This window comes from Pseudomonas sp. FP818, from assembly GCF_030687335.1.
GTDB classification, from domain to species: Bacteria; Pseudomonadota; Gammaproteobacteria; order Pseudomonadales; family Pseudomonadaceae; genus Aquipseudomonas; species Aquipseudomonas shahriarae.
This window is the reverse complement of sequence record NZ_CP117427.1, coordinates 994,314-1,016,405: the sequence shown is the minus strand read 5'-3', so window position 1 is coordinate 1,016,405 and position 22,092 is coordinate 994,314. Positions and strand designations below refer to the sequence as shown.

The 22,092-nt window shown below is 58.5% G+C and carries 18 protein-coding genes and 1 pseudogene; 11 read left to right on the top strand and 8 right to left on the bottom strand.

Annotation, left to right across the window (positions count from 1 at the left end):
* Positions 1 to 102 precede the first annotated feature (102 nt).
* Positions 103 to 2,622 (bottom strand): DEAD/DEAH box helicase family protein, encoded by a 2,520-nt coding sequence (locus PSH80_RS04450; protein ID WP_305419338.1) that lies wholly within the window; start codon positions 2,620 to 2,622, stop codon positions 103 to 105.
* Between the two features lie 232 nt (positions 2,623 to 2,854).
* On the opposite strand from PSH80_RS04450, the pseudogene PSH80_RS04445 reads away from it, so the two are divergent.
* The 4 genes and pseudogenes from PSH80_RS04445 to PSH80_RS04430 form a co-directional block, all read left to right on the top strand.
* Positions 2,855 to 3,079, top strand: a pseudogene (locus PSH80_RS04445) (EI24 domain-containing protein); the annotation flags it as partial.
* Positions 3,080 to 3,177: 98 nt separating this feature from the next.
* Positions 3,178 to 4,155: a cytochrome-c peroxidase gene (locus PSH80_RS04440; protein ID WP_162947782.1), complete on the top strand. Its 978-nt coding sequence runs from the start codon at positions 3,178 to 3,180 to the stop codon at positions 4,153 to 4,155.
* 78 nt (positions 4,156 to 4,233) lie between these two features.
* Entirely contained in the window at positions 4,234 to 5,412 is a 1,179-nt protein-coding gene (locus PSH80_RS04435) for a glycosyltransferase family 1 protein (RefSeq protein WP_198799885.1), read from the top strand.
* A 116-nt stretch (positions 5,413 to 5,528) separates the two neighbouring features.
* Complete coding sequence (locus tag PSH80_RS04430; RefSeq protein WP_057437786.1) at positions 5,529 to 5,945, top strand: hypothetical protein; 417 nt, start codon at positions 5,529 to 5,531, stop codon at positions 5,943 to 5,945.
* A gap of 74 nt (positions 5,946 to 6,019) precedes the next feature.
* On the opposite strand, the gene PSH80_RS04425 is transcribed toward PSH80_RS04430, so the two are convergent.
* From PSH80_RS04425 to PSH80_RS04415, 3 genes are all read right to left on the bottom strand, one after another.
* On the bottom strand, positions 6,020 to 7,123 hold the full coding sequence (locus tag PSH80_RS04425) for an NADH:flavin oxidoreductase (protein ID WP_057958319.1): 1,104 nt from the start codon (positions 7,121 to 7,123) through the stop codon (positions 6,020 to 6,022).
* A 154-nt stretch (positions 7,124 to 7,277) separates the two neighbouring features.
* Positions 7,278 to 7,760, bottom strand: a complete 483-nt coding sequence (locus PSH80_RS04420) for a glutathione peroxidase (protein ID WP_057958318.1) — start codon at positions 7,758 to 7,760, stop codon at positions 7,278 to 7,280.
* A 136-nt stretch (positions 7,761 to 7,896) separates the two neighbouring features.
* The gene (locus tag PSH80_RS04415) at positions 7,897 to 8,382 is read right to left on the bottom strand and encodes a peptidylprolyl isomerase (protein ID WP_017476012.1); all 486 of its coding nucleotides are present in this window, start codon (positions 8,380 to 8,382) and stop codon (positions 7,897 to 7,899) included.
* Here PSH80_RS04415 and PSH80_RS04410 point away from each other — a divergent pair.
* The 4 genes from PSH80_RS04410 (at position 8,351) to PSH80_RS04395 (ending at position 12,996) form a co-directional block, all read left to right on the top strand.
* The gene (locus PSH80_RS04410) at positions 8,351 to 8,689 is read left to right on the top strand and encodes a DUF3565 domain-containing protein (RefSeq protein ID WP_081044174.1); all 339 of its coding nucleotides are present in this window, start codon (positions 8,351 to 8,353) and stop codon (positions 8,687 to 8,689) included. The genes PSH80_RS04415 and PSH80_RS04410 overlap by 32 nt on opposite strands.
* A gap of 60 nt (positions 8,690 to 8,749) precedes the next feature.
* Positions 8,750 to 10,849 (top strand): phosphate acetyltransferase, encoded by a 2,100-nt coding sequence (pta, locus tag PSH80_RS04405; RefSeq protein WP_057958317.1) that lies wholly within the window; start codon positions 8,750 to 8,752, stop codon positions 10,847 to 10,849.
* On the top strand, positions 10,850 to 11,749 hold the full coding sequence (locus PSH80_RS04400) for an acyltransferase (RefSeq protein ID WP_305419332.1): 900 nt from the start codon (positions 10,850 to 10,852) through the stop codon (positions 11,747 to 11,749).
* A 284-nt stretch (positions 11,750 to 12,033) separates the two neighbouring features.
* Positions 12,034 to 12,996, top strand: coding sequence for an IS110 family transposase (locus tag PSH80_RS04395; RefSeq protein ID WP_076965387.1), 963 nt, complete (start codon positions 12,034 to 12,036; stop codon positions 12,994 to 12,996).
* A gap of 88 nt (positions 12,997 to 13,084) precedes the next feature.
* Here PSH80_RS04395 and cysN read toward each other — a convergent pair whose 3' ends face one another.
* From cysN to PSH80_RS04380, 3 genes are all read right to left on the bottom strand, one after another.
* Positions 13,085 to 14,983 (bottom strand): sulfate adenylyltransferase subunit CysN, encoded by a 1,899-nt coding sequence (gene cysN, locus PSH80_RS04390; protein WP_186625435.1) that lies wholly within the window; start codon positions 14,981 to 14,983, stop codon positions 13,085 to 13,087.
* Positions 14,984 to 14,992: 9 nt separating this feature from the next.
* Positions 14,993 to 15,910 (bottom strand): sulfate adenylyltransferase subunit CysD, encoded by a 918-nt coding sequence (gene cysD / locus PSH80_RS04385; protein ID WP_057437780.1) that lies wholly within the window; start codon positions 15,908 to 15,910, stop codon positions 14,993 to 14,995.
* A 159-nt stretch (positions 15,911 to 16,069) separates the two neighbouring features.
* Positions 16,070 to 16,828, bottom strand: a complete 759-nt coding sequence (locus PSH80_RS04380; RefSeq protein WP_057958314.1) for a Nif3-like dinuclear metal center hexameric protein — start codon at positions 16,826 to 16,828, stop codon at positions 16,070 to 16,072.
* A 102-nt stretch (positions 16,829 to 16,930) separates the two neighbouring features.
* On the opposite strand from PSH80_RS04380, the gene algW reads away from it, so the two are divergent.
* The 3 genes from algW to PSH80_RS04365 all read left to right on the top strand — a co-directional run bounded on the left by algW (position 16,931) and on the right by PSH80_RS04365 (position 21,001).
* On the top strand, positions 16,931 to 18,085 hold the full coding sequence (algW, locus tag PSH80_RS04375) for a Do family serine endopeptidase AlgW (RefSeq protein ID WP_057437778.1): 1,155 nt from the start codon (positions 16,931 to 16,933) through the stop codon (positions 18,083 to 18,085).
* A gap of 75 nt (positions 18,086 to 18,160) precedes the next feature.
* Positions 18,161 to 20,269, top strand: a complete 2,109-nt coding sequence (locus tag PSH80_RS04370; RefSeq protein ID WP_120731666.1) for a TonB-dependent siderophore receptor — start codon at positions 18,161 to 18,163, stop codon at positions 20,267 to 20,269.
* A gap of 12 nt (positions 20,270 to 20,281) precedes the next feature.
* Positions 20,282 to 21,001 (top strand): DUF4198 domain-containing protein, encoded by a 720-nt coding sequence (locus PSH80_RS04365; RefSeq protein WP_057958312.1) that lies wholly within the window; start codon positions 20,282 to 20,284, stop codon positions 20,999 to 21,001.
* A 63-nt stretch (positions 21,002 to 21,064) separates the two neighbouring features.
* On the opposite strand, the gene hemH is transcribed toward PSH80_RS04365, so the two are convergent.
* The gene (gene hemH, locus PSH80_RS04360) at positions 21,065 to 22,087 is read right to left on the bottom strand and encodes a ferrochelatase (RefSeq protein ID WP_057958311.1); all 1,023 of its coding nucleotides are present in this window, start codon (positions 22,085 to 22,087) and stop codon (positions 21,065 to 21,067) included.
* Between the last annotated feature and the right edge of the window lie 5 nt (positions 22,088 to 22,092).

Sequence of the window (22,092 nt, the reverse complement as noted above, 5' to 3'; positions counted from 1 at the left end):
AGGAACTGTATCCGAATTGAACGGGCCTTATGGACCCGCCAATTAACGCGCTTCCAAAAAAATTCACAACGGCAGCAAAAAACTCGGACGCACCGATCTAACTTATGCGGACAGAGCTTTAAGTTGTTTAGAGGACAATCGCTCCCCCAGTTCTACAAGTGTCCATCGTTCAGCCGCTGAGCAGTCCCTAATTTCAGACAAGCGTTCAATCGGCATATGGTTACGAAGGTCATCTATTAAAGAAAAAATCTCATCTTTCAAAGAACGGAAATCTTGTAACGGATGTACGTACATATTGTCAGACGGAGAGGCAGTCTTATCGCAGCGAATAACATCACTTACGAAAACCAAACCGATATTCGTAAACTCAGGATAATTTTCAGCCACCCATTCGTTATGCTGATGCCCCTGCCCAACGTCTTTCTTTGATATCAGAGATGTTTCTAATTTGTCCGTTTTCAATTCAAAAAGAAGTGCTGTGCGACCTTCCTCATCGACCCATAGAACATCGGGTCCAGTGCCAACATCATTATCTGGCCTGGTCGCATGAAAACCTAATATTTCTCCTAACTCACGAACCGATGCTTCTGCTTGGCGGGGCGAACCACCATTCAAATATTGAAGACTCGATTCAAGCTTACGCTTCTCTTTCCTGAAAATATCTTCTGATGATGGCCCAACCAAATAATTAATATTCTGACCAAAACCATTTAATGGAACATCAACAACATTGCCCACATCATGATAACGAGTTAGGTAAATATTATTACCTAATCGACTTTTCGCATGCTCATACGATTTCGCTGCACTAGCCAAATCACCCGCTTTTTCGTATGCAGCCCCAAGCCATATGTTATGCCATCCAGCTAGGGGTGTGTCAGCCCTAAGTGTTTCTTCTATAACGATCTCAAACTCTCGACATGCGCCGGAATAATCTCCATCCCAAGAATGCTTCGCATAACGAGCTTCGGCTAATGCTGCATCGGTCATACGCTTTTCAATTTCATCGGCTCGCTCACAATCATCCGAATCCATAGTGCTTTTCTGAATATTATCCCCATAAAAGCTCAACCAAGATGGATTACGCGCAATAACAGAAGATGTAATTTCTATAATTTTAGCTTTGTCATTTATCGCCATGCCTTTTTGAACAGCAATCCCCAGTTTTATTTGCTGCTGCAACAGCTCAGGAAGTAGCGAGACGTTCCTATCATTACTAACCCAAGTATGTAACTCTCGACTAGCAATAATGAATACACCATAATCGTTCCGACCACGATTAATACGCCCAAATAATTGAGCAAGACGATTAGCAACTTTACTTGCAAAGAAATTCTTCATACTGAGATACTCCCACTGAAACTTCTCTAGCAAAGAAGCCCCAGACGGTAGACCATCAATAACCATTACACGGCAAGTCTCATGTGGCAAATCGATTCCATCTACCCTTTGCACCAAAACGAAAACGCCAGAACTTGCTTTACGGAACTGATCAAGTCTTACAGAAAAATCTTCCGGTTTTGGTGGTATAGCAACATCACGCCATTCATTGGCAGCACCGTAGCTAGGTACTGCAATGAGGACTTTGTGCTGTTTTGAAATATCCTTAACTAGCCCTACATCAATATCAGCATCAGTATCACGACCAAGAATTATTAAACGCTCACCATTACCGGCATCGTTGCGCGGGCCGATTGTAACATCTGGCAATCGACCATATGATCGCACGAAATCGGTTTTGTGCTTCAAAGTCGCGGACAAATAAACCCGTCGGATTGGACGCTCCAAACAATCTAATGCCAGAGATGGTAGAAACGGTGGTGTAATTTCACACCGACCGTAACCAAATAATACCGAACACCTATCAAGACGATCTTTCAGATGGTTGAATGGATACTTAAGATCATCATCTTTTTCAATGCCGTGGCGCTTCAAAATCTCTAGCAGTTGATTTTTCTTTTTTTGAACTGCCCCCGGCGCAGACATAACAACCTTGGCATACGAAGGATCAACCGCATGTAAATACTCCCCATGCCTGTCCAAATCCTTGAAGTGATCCTCGAAAAGCTCTACAATACTTTTGAACATCTTCGGATGACTTTCCCCATTGAATGCCAAAGTCAGGGCTCCACGCAGTGTCTGCTCAGAAACATGCGCGTCATCAAAAATTATGGCTTCGGGAAAATTATATCGACGTATACTACTAAGACCATTAAATAATGCATGATAGGTAGTTATACAAAAAGCCTTACCACTTTGGAACAAATCGTTATTATACCCACCTCCGATTCTTAGCGAGTGAGCTATACCAATTTTATTAGCTTCTGCCGATGTCTGGTTAACTAAATCTTTGGTCGCACAAACATATACTACATTCTGAAGCCCTTCATTGACTAAACTTTGCGCTATCAAAATCCCAACAAGCGTCTTGCCAGCACCAGTATTAAGCTCAATCAAAACATCATTTATTTTTCGATTTTCATGCCATTTTTCAAGAGCGTCAGTTTGTCCGCGCCATATATCGTTCGGAGTACCCGGAAGATTTGGAAGACTTTCAAAAATCGAAATCGGATCAACTATCTTACGACCAACTGAAACGTTTCCAAGTTGAGAAAAATCCATTTTATATTCCCTTTTATATTAGTGACATCTGAGTGTATACGGCTAGGTGCTGGCCCTTTGTCATGACAGATTAGCAGAATGCGAAGGACTAAAAATGCCACCATTAGTCATGGTCGCAGCTAATTTCGCCATTTTGTTGGCAGATTCGTACATTAACCTGATACATTTTCCATTCACTCCTTTGGGAAAGGGCAGTGAACGACGTGGCTTTCGGACGATGCATGCTCATTTCCAGTACATCGACTACCCGGCCGACAACCACAAGCTGGGCTGGAACGAAATGCTCGCCTGGCTGCGCCAGAAGCGCTGGCAGAGCATGAGCTTCGGCGGGATTGTTTACCTGGTGTTGCTGGTGCCGGTGGTCAACCTGCTGATGATGCCGGCGGCGGTGGCCGGGGCCACGTTGTTCTGGGTGCGTGAGCGCGGCGCCGAAACGATGCTGGCGCAAAAGCCCTAACCTGTTCGATTGACCTGGATCATGGCGATTTGCCCACACAGAGCACATGGTTATTAAAACTATAAGCCTGTGGGGAGCACACCGTGTACAGACCGTTAATGCTGATGTTCGGATTGATGTTGGGCGGCGAGGCCTGGGGGGCCGCCGCCGCCAATGAACCCATCCTGCCGGTGCAACCGGCGAAGATCACCGATGCCAACAAGGTCGAGTTGGGCAAGCAATTGTTCTTCGACCCGCGCTTGTCCAAGTCCGGTTTTATTTCCTGCAACTCGTGCCACAACCTGAGCATGGGCGGCAGCGACAACCTGCCCACCTCCATCGGCCATAACTGGCACCAGGGCCCGATCAACTCGCCGACGGTGCTCAACTCGAGCATGAGCGTCGCGCAGTTCTGGGACGGGCGCGCGGCGACTCTGCAGGAGCAGGCCGGCGGCCCAATCGCCAACCCCGGCGAGATGGGCTTTACCCACGACCTGGCGGTGGACGTACTGCGCTCGATCCCGCAATACCAGGCGGCGTTCAAGAAGGTGTATGGCGATGACGGCATCAAGTTCGACGATGTGACCAATGCCATTGCGGCCTTCGAAGAAACCCTGGTCACCCCCAACGCCCCATTCGACCGTTGGTTGCTGGGCGATAAAAAAGCCATCAGCGCCACTGCGGCGCAGGGCTACCAGCTGTTCAAGAGCATCGGCTGTGTGGCGTGCCATAACGGCGAAGCGGTCGGTGGCAGCACCTTCCAGAAAATGGGCATGGTCGAACCCTATGCCACCCAGAACCCGGCCCAGGGCGTGGCGGGCCTGACCGGCAAGGATCAGGACCGGATGATGTTCAAGGTACCGACCTTGCGTAACGTCGCCCTGACCTACCCCTACTTCCACGACGGTGCCTACTGGAACCTCAGCGAAGCCGTGGACGTGATGGCCCGCCTGCAACTGGGGCGCAAGTTGAGCACCGATGAGGTCAGCCAGATTGTCGCATTCCTCGACACCCTGACCGGCGACCAGCCGGACTTCAAGCTGCCGATCCTGCCACCGTCCTCGGCCAAGACCCCGCGTCCTGCGCCGTTCAACTAAGCCAGTACCGGGCCTGTCGTCATAAATCCGTCATTGCGATGACACAATGACGACATGGCCCGCGCCGACACTGGCTGCATGACGACAGCTTCCCTGAATATCACCCTGATCACCGAAACCTTTCCACCGGAAATCAACGGCGTGGCCAACACCCTTGGCCGCCTGTGCGACGGCCTGCGCGCCCGTGGGCACCAGGTGGAGTTGGTGCGCCCACGCCAGGGTGGCGACTCGAGCCGCCTCAGCGACGACGGCCTATTGTTGTGTCGCGGCTGGCCTCTGCCAGGGTATCCCGGCCTGCAATGGGGCCAGTCCTCGATGCACAAACTGCTGCGGCGCTGGAAACGCCAGCGTCCGGACGTGCTGTACATTGCCACCGAAGGCCCGCTGGGCTTGTCGGCCTTGCGCGCGGCACGGCGCCTGGGGATCAGCGTGGTCAGCGGTTTCCATACCAACTTCCAGCAGTATTCCAGCCAGTACGGCCTAAGCATGCTCAGCCGCATCCTGACCCACTACCTGCGCTGGTTCCACAACCGTTCCAGCCTGACCCTGGTGCCCAGCGTCAGCCAGCGCCTGGAACTGGAACGCCGCCACTTCGAGCGCCTGGACCTGTTGTCGCGCGGGGTCGACAGCCAACTGTTCCACCCGGCCAGGCGTGACAACACCTTGCGTGGGCAGTGGGGCCTGGGCAATGACGATATTGCGATCTTGCATGTCGGACGCCTGGCGCCAGAGAAAAACCTCGGCTTGCTCAAACGCTGCTTCGAGGGGTTGCAGGCGACTTATCCACAGCGTCGTTTGAAGCTGATCGTGGTCGGTGACGGGCCACAGCGGGAGACACTGGCGAAGAGCCTCCCCGAGGCGATTTTCTGCGGCACGCAACGCGGCGAGGAACTGGCCCGGCACTATGCGTCAGGTGACTTGTTTCTGTTCCCCAGCCTCACCGAGACCTTTGGCAACGTGGTACTGGAAGCCATGGCCTCCGGATTGGGCGTAGTGGCCTACGACCAGGCGGCCGCCACCCAGCATATCCGCCATGGCTACAGTGGTGCCGTGGCGATGCCGGGTGACGAGGAGGCATTTTGCGATGCCGCCAGTTGGTTACTGGAAGAACCCGAGAGTCTGCGCCGGATGCGCCTGAATGCCCGCCAACATGCCAGTCGCCAGGGCTGGCCGGCGATTATCGAGCAGTTCGAGCACCAACTGCGCAGCGTGTGCGGTGAGGAACCTGTCGATACAGGCAGCTCGCGCCTGGTGTGAGGTATATCCAGTTACTTTAGACATGGAACCATCAGCCCTCTAGCGCCATACAGATAGGGCTGCAGATTCAGGCTCGTGCAGGTCTGCGCAGACAATCATGCGATGGAGTCTTAACCATGTTAATCAACACCAACCCTTTACCGACCTCAGCCCTCCCCCCGAACAACGGCCAGAAGGATCCCGCGCAGTATGATCATTTATGGCAAAAGCACGGCAGAGACATCGAACCCTTCACCGCCGACGAGCAGAAACTGCTGAACAGTGACCGATTCAATCGACTCACACATGAGGCAGACCTCCCTGATCAAACAGCCGTGCAGGAAAAAGCGCAGCGCAATCAACTTCGGCGGCAGTTCGGGATATCGTCGCAAGAGCCCTCACACTCACCCAGCCAAGTCAGCTCGGGTCAGCCTAAGGCAGAGTCCCGCCCCTTTGAGCAGCTTACTTCCGCCCCAAGGGTGGATAATCCGCTACCGCCCGAGGTTGCATCGCGCCCCTTGATGTACGCTCCGAACACCGCCAAGGGTGGATAGCCCGCCCTTCAGCCGCAGCTAACGCATGGGGCAGCAACCTCAGATGAGCCGGGCCAGCCGGCTCATCCTGAGCGTCACACCAAGGTCATCAGCGCTTCACGACTGAACGGCAAGATATCGCCCTCACGGCCTTCACGGACCTTCAGCGCCCAATCCGGGTCGACCAGCAGCGCACGACCAACGGCCACCAGGTCGAACTCATCGTTATTCAGGCGCTCCAGCAGTTTTTCCAGGCTCGCCGGCTGCGCCACTTTGTCAGTATTGACCATGAACTGCAGGAACTCGCCATCCAGGCCCACGCTGCCCACAGTGATGGTCGGTTTGCCAGTGAGCTTGCGGGTCCAGCCCGCCAGGTTCAGCTCGGAGCCTTCAAACTCCGGTTCCCAGAAACGCCGTGTGGAGCAGTGGAAAATATCCACACCCGCGTCCGACAACGGCTTGAGAAACTCACCCAGTGCCTCGGGCGTTTGCACCAGACGCGCGGTGTAATCCTGCTGCTTCCATTGGGAGAAACGGAAAATGATCGGGAACTCGGGACCTACCGCCGCCCGCACGGCCTGAATCAACTCGATGGCGAACCGGGAGCGATTGGTCAGGCTGCCGCCGTATTCATCCGTACGCTGGTTGCTGCCTTCCCAGAAGAACTGGTCGACCAGGTAACCGTGGGCACCGTGGATCTCCACGCCGTCCATACCGATGCTCTGGGCATCCTTGGCGGCCTGGGCGAAGGCAGCAATCACCGCCTGGATATCCTGGACCGTCATGCCGTGGACCACCACGTTACCGTCCTTGAGTTTTTCCATCGGGCCATAGGCCGGCACGCTGGCATCGGGTTCTGTGCCTATGCGCCGCACGCTGCCAACGTGCCACAGTTGCGGGACGATCTTGCCGCCCTCGGCATGCACCGCGTCGACCACTTTCTTCCAGCCGGCCAATGCCGCTTCACCGTAGAAATGCGGGACATTCGGATAGCCGTTGGAAGCCTGGTGGCCCACCACCGTGCCCTCTGTGATGATCAGGCCAACGCCGGCCGCCGCGCGACGGCGGTAGTACTCGATGACTTTGGAATTGGGTACGCCACCGGGGGAAAACGAACGGGTCATCGGCGCCATGACCACGCGGGTCGGCAATTGCAGTGCACCGAGCTGGAAAGGTTTGAACAAGGCTTGGACAGGCATGGCAGCACTCCGCATGAAAGGGGTTTTATGATGCGGATAATATGGAGTGCAGACCGCACTGGATAGCACTATTGATTGCGGTGATTAAGGTGCAAAAGCGGGAGGATACATCGACTTGTGGCAAAGGGGCGTGCCCCCTCACCACAGCGCCAAATCAGGCCAGGGCCTTTTCGATGGCCTGGATAACACTCGGATCATCAGGCGCGGTACGTGGGGAAAAACGCGCCAGCACCCGCCCATCCTTACCCAGCAGGAATTTCTCGAAGTTCCAGGTGATATCCCCTGGAAACTCCGCGCCCTCACCTGCCAGCAAGCGATACAACTGATGACGATCGGGACCGTTGACCTCCAGCTTGCTGCCCAGGGGAAAGCTCACGCCATAGTTGAGGCTGCAAAACGCCTGGATCTCGTCTTCGGTCCCGGGCTCCTGGCCTGCAAATTGATTGCACGGCAGGCCCAGCACGGTGAAACCCTGGCCCTTGTACTGCTGATAAAGTTTTTCCAGCGCCGCATACTGCGGGGTCAGTCCACACTTGGAGGCGACATTGACCACCAGCACGACTTGCCCCTTATAGGGCGTCAGAGGCAGCTCCTGACCATCCAGGGCTGTGAGTTTAAGGTCGTGGAAAGCACTCATGACGAACTCCAGATTTCCCATATTCTGTGTAACGGCCATTCGAGATTACAGCCGCCCAGCCGGCAAGAATAGCCGCCAATCAAAAAAGGCGCCCGAAGGCGCCTTTCTTTTCAACTGACTGGACGTGGCCCGTCAATCAATGGTGGTGACCACCTTCGCCGTGTACGTGGCCGTGGGCAACTTCTTCCTGGGAAGCGTCGCGGATGGCAACGATCTTGACCTGGAAGTTCAGGCGCTGGCCTGCCAGCGGGTGGTTGCCGTCGACGGTGACATCGTCGCCGTCCAGGTCGCGAATGGTCACGATCTGCATTTGGCCGTCCGGAGCGGAGGCGTGGAACTGCATGCCCACTTCCAGTTCGTCGACGCCTTCGAACATGCTGCGGCTCAGGGTGCTGACCAGTTCGGCCGAGTACTCGCCGTAGGCATCTTCAGGTTCTACGGCAACGGTCAGTTCATCACCAACCTCTTTGCCTTCCAGGGCCTTTTCCAGGCCCGGGATGATGTTACCTGCGCCTTGCAGGTAGACCAGCGGCGCGCCGCCGGCGGAGCTGTCGATGACCTCACCAGCGTCGTTGGTCAGGGTATAGTCAATGGAGACAGCCTTGTTGGCGGCGATCGGCATGGGGCGAGACCTTTTGCATAAGAATGAAGAACGGACAAGTCTAAACAAGGATTTGCCCGAAAGCGAACACAACCCGGACAGACGGAGTCGATCCAGTGACTCGACGGTCGTCGGATTTCACCAGGACGCAGACGGCCACTGGGTCGCCGCGCTGTCCTGCGGCCATACGCAGCACCTGCGCCACCAGCCGCCCTGGCAATCCAGGGGCTGGGTGATTGATCCGGCGCAACGCCTGGCAAAAATAGGCCAGCCCTTTGCCTGTGGCTGGTGTGCGCAGCGCCCGGATAACGATACCCTTGGCAACTGATTCCCGGTCGGCGCGCAGCCATAGCGCACCACCGAAGCCATGCACCTTCAGAGAATTCGCATGCAGACTTTTTTTATCGCGCCCACCGATTTTGGTGTGGGTCTGACCTCCATCAGCCTTGGGCTAGTACGTACCCTTGAGCGGGCCGGGCTGAAAGTCGGCTTTTTCAAACCGATTGCCCAGCCGCACCCCGGCGATACCGGGCCTGAGCGTTCCACCGAGCTGGTGGCGCGTACCCACGGCCTGAAACCGCCGCAACCCCTGGGGTTGGCCCATGTCGAGCGGATGCTCGGCGATGGCCAGCTCGATGAGTTGCTCGAAGAAATCATCACCCTGTACCAGCAGGCCGCCGTGGGCAAGGACGTGCTGATTGTCGAGGGCATGGTGCCGACTCGCAGCGCCAGCTATGCCGCACGGGTCAACCTGCACCTGGCGAAAAGCCTGGATGCCGAAGTCATCCTCGTCTCGGCCCCGGAAAACGAAGTACTGACCGAACTGTCCGGCCGCGTGGAATTGCAGGCGCAACTGTTCGGCGGCCCTAAAGACCCGAAAGTGCTGGGCGTGATTCTGAACAAGGTGCAAACCGACGAAAGCATGGAAGTCTTCGCCGCGCGCCTCAAGGAGCATTCGCCGTTACTGCGCAGTGGCGATTTCCGCTTGCTGGGCTGTATCCCGTTCCAGCCCGAGCTCAATGCCCCACGCACTCGCGACGTGGCCGACCTGATGGGCGCACAAGTGCTCAATGCGGGCGACTATGAAACCCGGCGCATGAGCAAAATCATCATCTGCGCACGCACCATGCGCAACACCGTGGAGCTGCTCAAGCCCGGCGTGCTGGTGGTGACGCCGGGGGATCGCGACGACATCATCCTCGCCGTCAGCCTGGCCGCGATCAATGGCGTGCCCCTGGCCGGCCTGCTGCTGACCAGCGACACCCTGCCCGACCCACGGATTATGGACCTGTGCCGTGGTGCGTTCCAGGCCGGGCTGCCGGTGCTGTCGGTGAGCACCGGCTCCTACGACACCGCCAACCAGCTCAACAGCCTGAACAAGGAAATCCCGATTGATGACCGCGAACGTGCGGAGATCATCACCGATTTCGTCGCCAGCCACCTGGACGCGCGCTGGCTGCACCAGCGTTGCGGTACGCCACGGGAGATGCGCCTGTCACCGGCGGTGTTCCGCTACCAGTTGATCCAGCGTGCCCAGGCCGCCAACAAGCGCATTGTGCTGCCCGAGGGCAGCGAGCCGCTGACCGTGCAAGCCGCCGCCATCTGCCAGGCCCGGGGCATTGCCCGTTGTGTGCTGCTGGCCAAGCCGGCTGATGTCGAAGCCGTGGCCCGCGCCCACGGCATCGAGTTGCCCGAAGGCCTGGAGATTCTTGACCCGGACCTGATTCGCGAGCGCTATGTCGAGCCGATGGTGGCCCTGCGCAAGAGCAAAAGCCTCAACGCGCCGATGGCCGAGCAGCAACTGGAAGACACCGTGGTAATCGCCACCATGATGCTGGCGCTGGATGAAGTGGACGGCCTGGTCTCCGGGGTCATCCACTCCACCGCCAATACCATCCGCCCGGCCCTGCAACTGATCAAGACCGCGCCGGGCTGCACCCTGGTGTCGTCGGTGTTTTTCATGCTGTTCCCTGAACAAGTGCTGGTCTACGGCGACTGCGTGATGAACCCGCACCCCAGCGCCGCGGAACTCGCGGAAATTGCCCTGCAAAGCGCCGATTCGGCCGCCGCTTTCGGCATCACCCCGCGCGTGGCGATGATCAGCTACTCCAGTGGTGACTCGGCCAGTGGCGAAGAAGTGGAGAAAGTCCGCGAGGCCACCCTGCTGGCCCACGAACAACAAAGCTCGCTGCTGATCGACGGCCCCTTGCAGTACGATGCCGCCGCCAACGAAAACGTCGCCCGGCAACTGGCACCCAACAGCCTGGTGGCGGGCAAGGCCACGGTCTTTGTGTTTCCCGACCTCAACACCGGCAACACCACCCACAAAGCCGTACAGCGCAGTGCCGATTGCGTCAGCCTCGGCCCGATGCTGCAAGGCCTGCGCAAACCTGTGAACGACCTGCCCCGTGGGGCCCAGGTGGACGATATCGTCTACACCATCGCCCTGACCGCGATTCAAGCCGCCAACCGACCTATGGATGCCTAAATGCTGGACTTTCTGCCTGCCCCCCTGCGCGGGGTCCTTGCCTCGCTGCTGCTGGCGTTGAACACCATCCTGCTGTGTTCATTCCTGTTTATCGTCGCGCTGTTCAAGGCGCTGCCGTTCGCCAAGCGCTTCAGCGAGTGGCTGATGAACCACACCCATGAAGCGTGGATCAGCAATAACAAGGCCTGGATGAACCTGGTGCGCCGCACCCGCTGGCACCTCAAGGGCCTGGAAGGCCTGGACTACCAGCACTCGTACCTGGTGACCAGCAACCACCAGAGCTGGGTCGATATCATGGTGTTGCAGTACGTGCTCAATCGACGGATCCGCCCACTGAAGTTTTTCCTCAAGCAGGAGCTGATCTGGGTACCGGTGATTGGCCTCGCGTGGTGGGCGCTGGGCTTCCCCTTCATGAAGCGTTACACCAAGGCCTACCTGGAGAAACACCCGGAGAAGAAAGGCAAGGATCTGGAAACCACCCGCAAGACCTGTGCGAAATTTCGCGACAACCCGGTGGGTATTTTCAACTTTGCCGAAGGCACGCGGTTTACCCCTGGCAAACATGCCCAGCAACAATCGCCGTTCCGCTACCTGCTCAAGCCCAAGGCCGGCGGCATTGCGTTTGTACTGGATGCCATGGGCGAGCAACTGAAGTCACTGGTCAATGTGACTATCCACTACCCAGGCGGGCGCCCGGGGTTCTGGGACTTGCTGTGCGGCAATGTAAAAGACGTGGTGGTGCAGTTTGAAGAGGTGCAGATCCCGGCCGAGTTCATTGGCAAGAATTATGAACAGGATGGGGAGTATCGGTTGGCGTTCCAGGGCTGGATCAACCAGTTGTGGGAAGACAAGGATGCCCTGTTGAGCCGGCTTCACATCGAGTCCCCAGGTAATCGCTGATCAACCTGTGTGTGGCGTGCCTGCGATAGCGGTCTGTCAGATGTAAGTGCATTGCCTGAACCACTGCCATCACAGGCAAGCCAGCTTGTATGGTTAGACTTGTAGGGGTGGTGGGACTAAAAGCCAGCATCTGACTCTAGCCAGTACAGACCGTGGGAGACTTCGCCCCACCCCTTCACCAAAGCGCCGATAAGGAATGCATCGGCCATGACCGACGATAGAAGCAAGCCAGCGCAACGGTGAAGCCCCGACAAGCCCGTAAACCCTAACCCGGAGCTTTTCTCATGGCAATGACTGTCTCGCAATCAATCATTGGAGTGGATGTCGCTAAAGCCGAAGTAGTTGTTTATCAAAGTGAAACTGCTGAAACAAAGATCGTATCGAACAAGAAAAGCGAGCTGAAGGCATGGCTGAAGTCTTTGCCTGCGGGCAGCGCCATCGCAATTGAAGCCACCAATATCTATCACGTGGATACCGTCAATTTGGCTCATTCGATGGGCCATATCGTTTACGTGATTGATGGATATCGCCTTAGCCATTACCGCAAAGGCACAGGTGGTCGCGCTAAAACAGACTTCAGTGATGCGCAGTTGCTGGCTCGCTACTTGAAGAATGAACAGGCTGATTTACGCGCCTGGAATCCGCCGCCGAAGATTTATACCAAGCTTCAAAGCTTGCTGCGTCGACGCGCAGCGCTGGTGAAAATGCGTGTTGCGCTGAATCAGAGCTGGGCGGGCGAGCCATCACTCAAGGCCTCGTCCAAGAGCATTTCAGCGTGTCTTGATAGGCATGAGGGGCTCATTGAGAAAAGGATATTAGATGCTGTTACTGAGGCGGGGCTTTTGCATCAGGTCAAGCGCTGCCAAGCCGTCGAGGGCATTGGTTTTCTGACAGCGGTTGCCCTGGTAATGGCGTTTCAGCGAGGAGAATTTGAAAGTGCTGACGCTTACATCGCGTTCTTGGGAATGGACTTGAGAGTATCCGATTCCGGGCAAATGAGCGGACGCCGCTCATTGAGCAAGAAGGGAGATTCAGAGATACGCAGATTGCTGCATAACGCGGCGTCAGCAGGTATCAGGTCAGAAGCCTGGAAACCTTTATACGAGGGTTATCTGGCCAGGGGCCTGAAAACGACTCAAGCCCTGGTCATCATTGGCCGCAAGCTGGCGCGCATCGCCTTTTCGCTCATGAAAAACCTGAGCGAATACCAGTCAAAAGCGGTTTTGGGGGCTTCCCCAAAACCATAGAATCTCCCACACTGACTGCGTCAACCTGAAGAATGTGAAAAGCCCGCCACCGAGTGATCGGTGGCGGGCTTTTTTGTGGCGGCGAGGTTTAGATCGCGCCGCGCTGGCGCAACAGCTCCAGCACTTGCTTGACGCTGTCGTCCAGCGACAGGGCCTGGGTGTCGAGCACCAGGTCGGCATTCAACGGCACGTCGTACGGGAACGACTCACCAGGGATGTTATCCCCACCCGCAGCATACAGGCCTTGCGGGTCACGCTCGGCACACACCAGCGGCGAGGCCTGCACGTACACGGTCAGCAAACGATCACTGCCGATCAACGCCTTGGCCTGTTCACGGCCCTCGGCATCCGGCGCCACGAAGGCCGCCAGGGTCAGCAGGCCGGCTTCGTTGAACTGACGCGCCACGTGAGCAGCACGCCGCCAGTTCTCGGTACGCCCGGCTCGGTCCTGTGGCAGACCTTTATTGAGGTCATGGCGCAGGTTCTGGCCATCGAGTACGAACACCGCACGGCCCATGTCGAACAATTTACGCTCAACTGCATAGGCCAAGGTGCTCTTGCCTGCGCCCGACAGGCCGCTGAACAACACGGTGGCCGGCTGCTGGCCGAAACGCTGGGCGCGCTCTTCGGTGGCCACGTGGGCCAACTTGCCGTGCTGCGCCGCGCCGCCATGGCTGACCGGTGGTGCGATGATCATGCCCGCGGCCACAGTGCCGTTGGTCAGGCGATCAATTACGATAAAGGCGCCGGTGGTGCGGTTGCTGGCGTAACCGTCCAGGGCAATGGCCGCGTCGAGGCTGACCTTGACCCGACCGATCTCGTTCAGTTGCAAGGCACTGGCGGGGCCTTCTTCCAAGGTGTTCACATCCACACGATGCACGATGCTGGTGATGGAACCCGGCACGTAGCTGGTAGCGCGCTTGATGTCGTATTTCTTGCCCGGCAGCATCGGCTCCTCGGCCATCCACACCAGCATGGCGTCGAAGGCGTCGGTCACTTGCGGCACGTTGTCGGCATGCACCAGCAGGTCGCCACGGGAGATGTCGATCTCGTCTTCCATGGTCAGGGTCACGGCCTGGCCTGGGCCTGCGTGCTCCAGTTCACCTTCGAAGGTGACGATGGATTTGATGCGGCTGCTCTTGCCCGACGGCAACACCACCACTTCGTCGCCCTTGTGCACGATGCCGCTGGCCAGGGTACCGGCGAAACCACGGAAGTTCAGGTTCGGGCGGTTGACGTACTGCACCGGGAAACGCAGGTCGGTGTAGTTGCGGTCGTTGGCGATCTCGACGGTTTCGAGGATCTCCATCAGCGACTGGCCGGTGTACCACGGCGAACGCTCGCTCTTGTTCACCACGTTGTCGCCCTTGAGCGCCGACATCGGCACAAAGGCCATGGTGCTCGGCTTGAACGCAATGCCCTCGGCAAACTTCAGGTAGTCGGCCTTGATCGACTCGAAGATGCTCTCGTCGAAACCGTTGAGGTCCATCTTGTTGATCGCGATGACGATGTGCTTGATGCCCAACAGCGAGGCGATAAAGCTGTGGCGACGGGTCTGGGTCTGCACGCCGTAGCGCGCATCCACCAGGATGATCGCCAGGTCACAGGTGGACGCACCGGTGGCCATGTTGCGGGTGTACTGCTCATGGCCGGGGGTGTCGGCAATGATGAATTTGCGCTTGGCGGTGGAGAAATAGCGGTAGGCCACATCAATGGTGATGCCCTGCTCACGCTCGGCCTGCAGGCCGTCGACCAGCAAAGCCAGGTCGATATCGTCACCGGTGGTGCCGACTTTCTTCGAATCGCGGGTGATGGCTTCCAGATGGTCTTCGTAGATCATCTTGGAGTCGTGCAGCAGGCGCCCGATCAGGGTGCTCTTGCCGTCGTCGACGTTGCCACAGGTCAGAAAGCGCAGCATTTCCTTGCGTTCGTGCTGGCCCAGGTAGGCGAGGATGTCCTCGCTGATCAAATCAGATTGATGCGACATGACAGCCCCTTAGAAATAACCTTGACGTTTTTTATCTTCCATCGAGCCTGCACCATCGTGGTCGATGACACGGCCCTGGCGCTCGGAAGTTCGCGTCAGGAGCATTTCCTGGATGATGTCCGTCAGCGTCTCGGCTTCGGACTCCACCGCGCCCGTCAACGGGTAGCAGCCAAGGGTACGGAAACGGACTTTCTTTTTGACGATGCGGGCTTTGTCCTCGTCGGACAGGTGCTCGAGGATGCGCTCGTCGTCGATCATGATCAGCGTGCCGTTCTTCTCGATCACTTCACGTTCGGCGGCGAAGTACAGCGGCACGATGGGAATGCCTTCCAGATAGATGTACTGCCAGATATCCAGCTCGGTCCAGTTGGACAGCGGGAACACGCGGATCGACTCGCCCTTGTTGACGTTGCCGTTGTAGACGTTCCACAGCTCCGGGCGCTGGTTTTTCGGGTCCCAGCGGTGCTTGCTGTCGCGGAACGAGTACACGCGCTCTTTGGCGCGGGATTTCTCTTCATCGCGACGGGCGCCGCCGAAGGCTGCGTCGAAACCATGCTGGTCCAAGGCTTGTTTCAGGCCTTCGGTCTTCATGATGTCGGTGTGCTTGGCGCTGCCGTGGGTGAACGGGTTGATGCCCTGCGCCACACCGTCCGGGTTGACGTGAGTGATCAGCTCCAGGCCCAGTTCCTCGACCATGCGGTCGCGAAACTTGTACATTTCCTGGAATTTCCACTGGGTGTCCACATGCATCACCGGAAACGGCAGCTTGCCCGGGAAGAATGCCTTGCGCGCCAGATGCAGCATCACGGCGGAGTCTTTGCCGATGGAGTAGAGCATCACGGGGTTGTCGAACTCGGCGGCAACCTCACGGATGATGTGGATGCTCTCCGCCTCCAGCTGTTTCAGATGCGTCAGTTTGTCGACCATGGCTACTCACGGAAAAACGATCTTATGGACGGCCTGCGGGCCGTGTTCGAGCGAGGCATGCTAGCACAGCACCTACTTCTAATCAGGGAGCTGGCTAGATCGAAACGGTATATGGATATACCGCTCGGTTTGCCTGCAATGAAGGGCCTGTGGGGAGGCTCAGATCGGGTTGGGGCAGTCGATAAACAGGTGCTCGAGGGCAAAGCGCCGGGCCAGGTAATCGCCCAGGGCCTGCACGCCATAACGCTCGGTGGCATGATGGCCGGCGGCGATAAAGCTGATGTCGTTTTCCCGGGCACTGTGGAAGGTCTGTTCCGAAGCTTCGCCGCTGAGGTACAAATCCACCCCGGCCAGCACGGCCTGGTCGATGTAGCCCTGGCCGCCGCCGGTGCACCAGCCCACGCGGCGGATCATCGCGCTGCCTTCGATCAGCAGCGGCTCGCGGCCCATGGCTTCCTGCACACGGCGGGCGAAATCCCGTGCCGACAGGGGCTCGGCCAAGGAGCCGACCAGGCCGACGACCTTGAGGTTGTCCGGGTCCAGCGGGCCTTCGACGGTGATGTCCAACTGGCGGGCCAACTGCACGTTGTTGCCCACGTCCGGGTGCAGGTCCAGCGGCAGGTGGTAGGCCAGGAGGCTGATGTCGTGCTTGAGCAGGGTCTTGAGGCGGCGCTGTTTCATGCCGGTGATGCACGGGCTCTCGCCTTTCCAGAAATAACCGTGATGCACCAGCACCAGGTCGGCCTTGGCCTCCACCGCCGCGTCGAGCAGCGCTTGGCTGGCAGTCACGCCACTGACAATGCGCAACACCTGCGGCCGGCCTTCGACCTGCAGGCCATTGGGGCAGTAATCGGCAATTTTCGCGCTGTTCAAGTAGCGATCCGCTTCTTCAACCAGGGTGCTCAGGGCGACGGCCATAAAAGACTCCTAAATATCCCGTTCAGAGGCGCTCGCGGCCTCGTATAATGCGCGACATTATGGGCGCTCCCGCGCCCCCTGCAACCTGTCAGGACTTACTTGATGCTCAAGGCGCTGCGTTTTTTTGGATGGCCATTGTTGGCCGGCGTGCTGATCGCGATGCTGATTATTCAGCGTTATCCGCAATGGGTCGGCCTGCCAAGCCTGGACGTCAACCTGCAACAGGCACCGCAAACCAGCGCGGTGCAACAAGGCCCGGTGACCTACGCCGATGCGGTGGTGGTCGCTGCGCCCGCAGTGGTCAACCTATACACCACCAAAGTCATCAATAAACCGGCGCACCCGCTGTTTGAAGACCCACAGTTCCGGCGGTTCTTCGGTGACAATTCGCCCAAGCAGCGCCGCATGGAGTCGAGCCTCGGCTCCGGGGTGATCATGAGCCCCGAAGGCTACATCCTGACCAACAACCATGTAAGCACCGGGGCCGACCAGATTGTCGTGGCCCTGCGCGATGGCCGCGAAACCCTGGCGCGGGTGGTGGGCAGCGACCCGGAAACCGACCTTGCGGTCCTGAAGATCGACCTGAAGAACCTGCCCTCCATCACCATCGGCCGCTCCGAAAGCCTGCGGGTCGGTGATGTGGCCTTGGCGATCGGCAACCCGTTCGGCGTCGGCCAGACCGTGACCATGGGCATCATCAGCGCCACCGGGCGTAATCAGTTGGGCCTTAACAGCTACGAAGACTTTATCCAGACCGACGCGGCTATCAACCCGGGCAACTCCGGCGGCGCGCTGGTGGACGCCAATGGCAACCTGACCGGCATCAACACGGCGATTTTTTCCAAGTCCGGCGGCTCCCAGGGCATCGGTTTTGCGATCCCGGTGAAGCTGGCGATGGAAGTGATGAAGTCGATCATCGAGCACGGCCAGGTGATCCGTGGCTGGCTGGGGATTGAAGTGCAACCGCTGACCAAGGAGCTGTCGGAGTCGTTTGGCCTGACCGGGCGCCCAGGCATCGTGATTGCCGGCATCCTGCGCGGCGGCCCGGCGGAGAAAGCCGGGATGCAGGTGGGCGATGTGATCCTCAGCATCGACGGTGAACCGGCGGGCGATGGTCGCCGTTCGATGAACCAGGTGGCGCGGATCAAACCGACGGAAAAGGTCGCGATCCAGGTGATGCGCAACGGCAAAGAGATCAAGCTGCTGGCCGAAGTGGGCCTGCGCCCGCCGCCCGCCCCGGTGAAAGAGCAGGAATAAAGGACGATCCTTAAAGAGATACACTCTCAATAGTCATGTTATATTATTTCAATATTGATATTGGAATGTTAGACCATGACGTCTCGAAAGTTTGCGCCCCTGGCCGGTCTCGCCCTGGGATTGCTGGTGGACCCGGTGTTTGCAGAAGACACCAACACCCTTGAACTGGGCACCACCAGCATCACCGGCGAGGCGTATGAATCCGCTACCGGCCCGGTCACGGGTTACCGTGCGACCCGCTCGGCCAGCGCGACCAAGACCGACACCGCCCTGCGGGATATTCCACAGTCAATCAGCGTGATCCCCACCACAGTGCTCAAGGACCTGGGCAGCAACAACGTCGAGCGCGCCCTGGAGTTTGCCGGCGGGGTGTCCAAGCAGAACAACTTCGGTGGCCTGACCCTTTACGAATACAGTATTCGCGGCTTCACCACCTCGGCGTTCTACCAGGATGGTTTCAGCGCCAACCGTGGCTACCCGAGCACGCCGGACACGGCCAATATCGAACGTATCGAAGTGCTCAAGGGCCCCGCCGCCAGCCTCTATGGCCGTGGCGATCCCGGCGGCACCGTGAATATCGTCACCAAAAAGCCCCAAGCCGAAGCCTTTACCACCCTGCAGACCAGCGCCGGCAGTTGGGACCGCTACCGCACCGCCGTCGATATCAACACCCCGCTGGACAGCGAAGGCAATGTGCTGTCGCGGGTCAATCTGGCAGTGGAAGACAACCACAGCTTTCGTGACCACGTGCAGAGCAAGCGGGTGTTTGTCGCCCCATCGTTCAGTTGGCAACTGGACCCGGACACCAGCCTGTTGGTGGAAAGTGAGTTCGTGCGCCACAGCTCAACGTTCGACCGGGGCATCGTCGCGCCGAATGACCGCTGGAGCGGCATGTCCCGCTCGACCTTCCTCGGCGAGCCCAACGACGGCGATATCGACAACCACAACAACCGCCTGCAAGCCACCCTCGAGCATCACTTGAACGATGCCTGGAAGCTGCGCCTGGCCAGCCATTACAAACAAGGCAGCCTCTGGGGCCACGCCTCGGAAAGCCGCCCGCTGAATGCCGATGGGCATACCGTCAACCGCCGTTACCGCGAACGCTCCACGGGTTGGCACGACAGCATCACCCAGTTGGAGCTGCGCGGTCTGTTCGATATCGGCAGTTGGCAGCATGAATTGCTGATCGGCACCGAGTACGAGGACTACCGCAAGAAAGAACGGGTGACCGCCATCACCGGCAGCTACCCGATTGATATCTACCAACCGGTCTATGGCCAGCCCAAGCCCAATGGCAAGCCCACGGGCACTGATTTTTTCACCCAGGTGAAAAGCCAGGCGCTGAACCTGCAAGACCAGATCGTATTTACCGACCGCCTGCGCGGCCTGGTGGGCGTGCGCCTGGAGCACGTCGAGCAAAGCTCAGAGGACTTCACCCGCAACGGCGCCAAGAGCCAGAAAACCCACGATGTCATGACCCAGCGGGCCGGCCTGCTGTATCAACTGACCCCGCAGGTGGGGCTGTTTGCCAACGCCAGTACCTCGTTCAAGCCGCAAAGTGACCTGGACGCAGCCGGTAAATTCCTCGAGCCCGAAGAAGGTGTTGGTTATGAAGTCGGTATCAAGACAGAGCTGTTCGACGACCGCCTGAGCGCCACCGTCGCCGCCTTCCATATCAATAAAGAAAACACCCTGGCCACCGACCCGGCCACCGACCTCAAGCGCGCCATTGGCAAGGCCCGCAGCCAGGGGGTTGACCTGCAACTGAGCGGGCAATTGACTGACGCTGTGCGGGTGATTGGTGCCCTGGCCTACATCGATGCGCAAGTGACCAAGGGTGACAAAGAAATCCCCACCGGCAGCCGCGTCCCTGGCGTGGCCAAGCGCAGTGGCAGCCTGTTGGGCGTGTATGAGTTCCAGGATGGCGCCCTGCGGGGCTCGGATCTGGGCGCGGCCTTTACCTACGTCGGCGACCGCTCGGGCGAGGCCGGTAAAAGCTTCGAGTTGCCGGCCTACCACACGGTCGACCTGCTGGCCCATTACAAGGCCAGCGACAACCTCACCGTGGGCCTGAACCTCAACAACCTGTTCGATGAAAAGTACTACGAGCGCTCCTACAGCAACTACTGGGTAACCCCCGGAGAGCCGCGCAACTTCACCGTCAGCCTGACCCTCAATCTGTAAAAGGACCTCACCATGCAAGCGCTCAAATCATTGGCCGTGCTCGGCCTGCTGTTCGCCACCCAGGTATCGGCCCACGGTCTGTGGACCGAGCAACGCCGGGGGCATATCGAGGTGGTCTATGGCCACGGTGCCGAAGACGAAGCCTTCAAGGCCAGGAAAGTCAGCGGCGCCTGGGCCTATGACGCCAGTGGCCGGATGATCCCGGTGACCGTACAACGCCTGGACGACCAGGCGCGCCTGCAACCGCTCAAATCTCCTGCGGTGCTGGCCGTGGCGTTTGATAACGGCCTGTGGACGCAAACCCCAGACAAGAAATGGGTGAACAAGGGCCACAGCCAGGTGCCGGGCGCCGTCGAAACGACCCAGGCCCTGAAGTACAGCCTGGCGATCTATCAGGCCGGGGCAAAACTGCCCAAGCTGGATCAGTTGAGGATGGTGATCGTGCCCGAAGTCGACCCGCTGACCGTCGGCCCAGGCCAATCGCTGCCTGTACGGGTGCTGATCGACGGCAAGCCCGCCGCCGGAATCAAGTTGATTGGCGACTACCGCAGCGCGCCGAACACCTTGAGTACCGAGACCGACAAGGATGGCCGGGCCCAGGTACTGGTGCGCAATGAAGCGCTGAATGTGATTGCGGCGCAGGCACAAGTGCCGGTCAAAGATAACGGCGAGGTCCACATCCGCGCGCTGTTCAGCTCACTGACCTTTCTTGGCCAGCCCCATCACGAGTAAAGCCCGCTGAAGCCATGTGGGAACTGGCTTGTATGGGAGCCAGCTCCCACACAAGCCGCCACATTAGAGGCTGACGGGCGCTCTTTCGCACAAGGTGTTAAGTGCCGCCGCCCACTGCGGATCATCATTGAGGCACGGCACCAGCACTAACTCCTCGCCCCCGGCTTCGCGGAACTGTTCCAGGCCGCGATCACCGATCTCCTCCAGGGTCTCGATGCAATCGGCGACAAACGCCGGGCACATCACCAGCAACTTCTTCACCCCCTGCTGAGCCAGAGCCTCCAGGCGGGCCTCGGTGTAGGGTTCGATCCACTTCGCCCGGCCCAGGCGCGACTGGAACGCTACCGACCATTTACCCTCAGGCAGGCCCATGCGCGCGGCAAAGTCGCGGGCGACGCTGAAGCATTGCCCGCGATAACAGGTGGTACGCACCTCAGGCGACGCATTGGCGCAGCAGTCGCCCGCACCGTCCAGGGAATGCCCGGGGTTGAGTTTATTCAGATGGCGTTCCGGCAGGCCATGGAAGCTGAACAGCAGGTGATCGTAATCCTGCTGCAAATGCGGCCTGGCACTGGCCACCAGGGCATCGAGGTATTCCGGCTGGTCGTAGAACGGTTGCAGGATCGAGAACTGCAGGTCGAGTTTCTTCTCGCGCACCACCCGCCGCGCTTCTTCGATCACCGTGGTCACGGTGCTGTCGGCAAACTGTGGATACAACGGCGCCAGCGTGACCTTATGGATGCCCTGGCCGGCCAGGCGGGTCAGCACGCTTTCAATCGACGGTTCGCCATAACGCATCGCCAGTTCCACCGGGCCATGGGTCCATTGGCTGGTCATCTGCTGCTGCAGGCGGCGACTGAGGACCACCAGCGGCGAGCCTTCGTCCCACCAGATCGAGGCGTAAGCGTGGGCCGACTGCTCGGGACGCTTGATCAGGATCAGCGACACCAGCAAGCGCCGCACCGGCCATGGCAGGTCGATCACATACGGGTCCATCAAGAACTGATTGAGGTAGCTGCGCACATCGGCCACCGAAGTGGACGCCGGCGAGCCCAGGTTGACCAGTAACAACGCGTGATCCGTCATGCAAC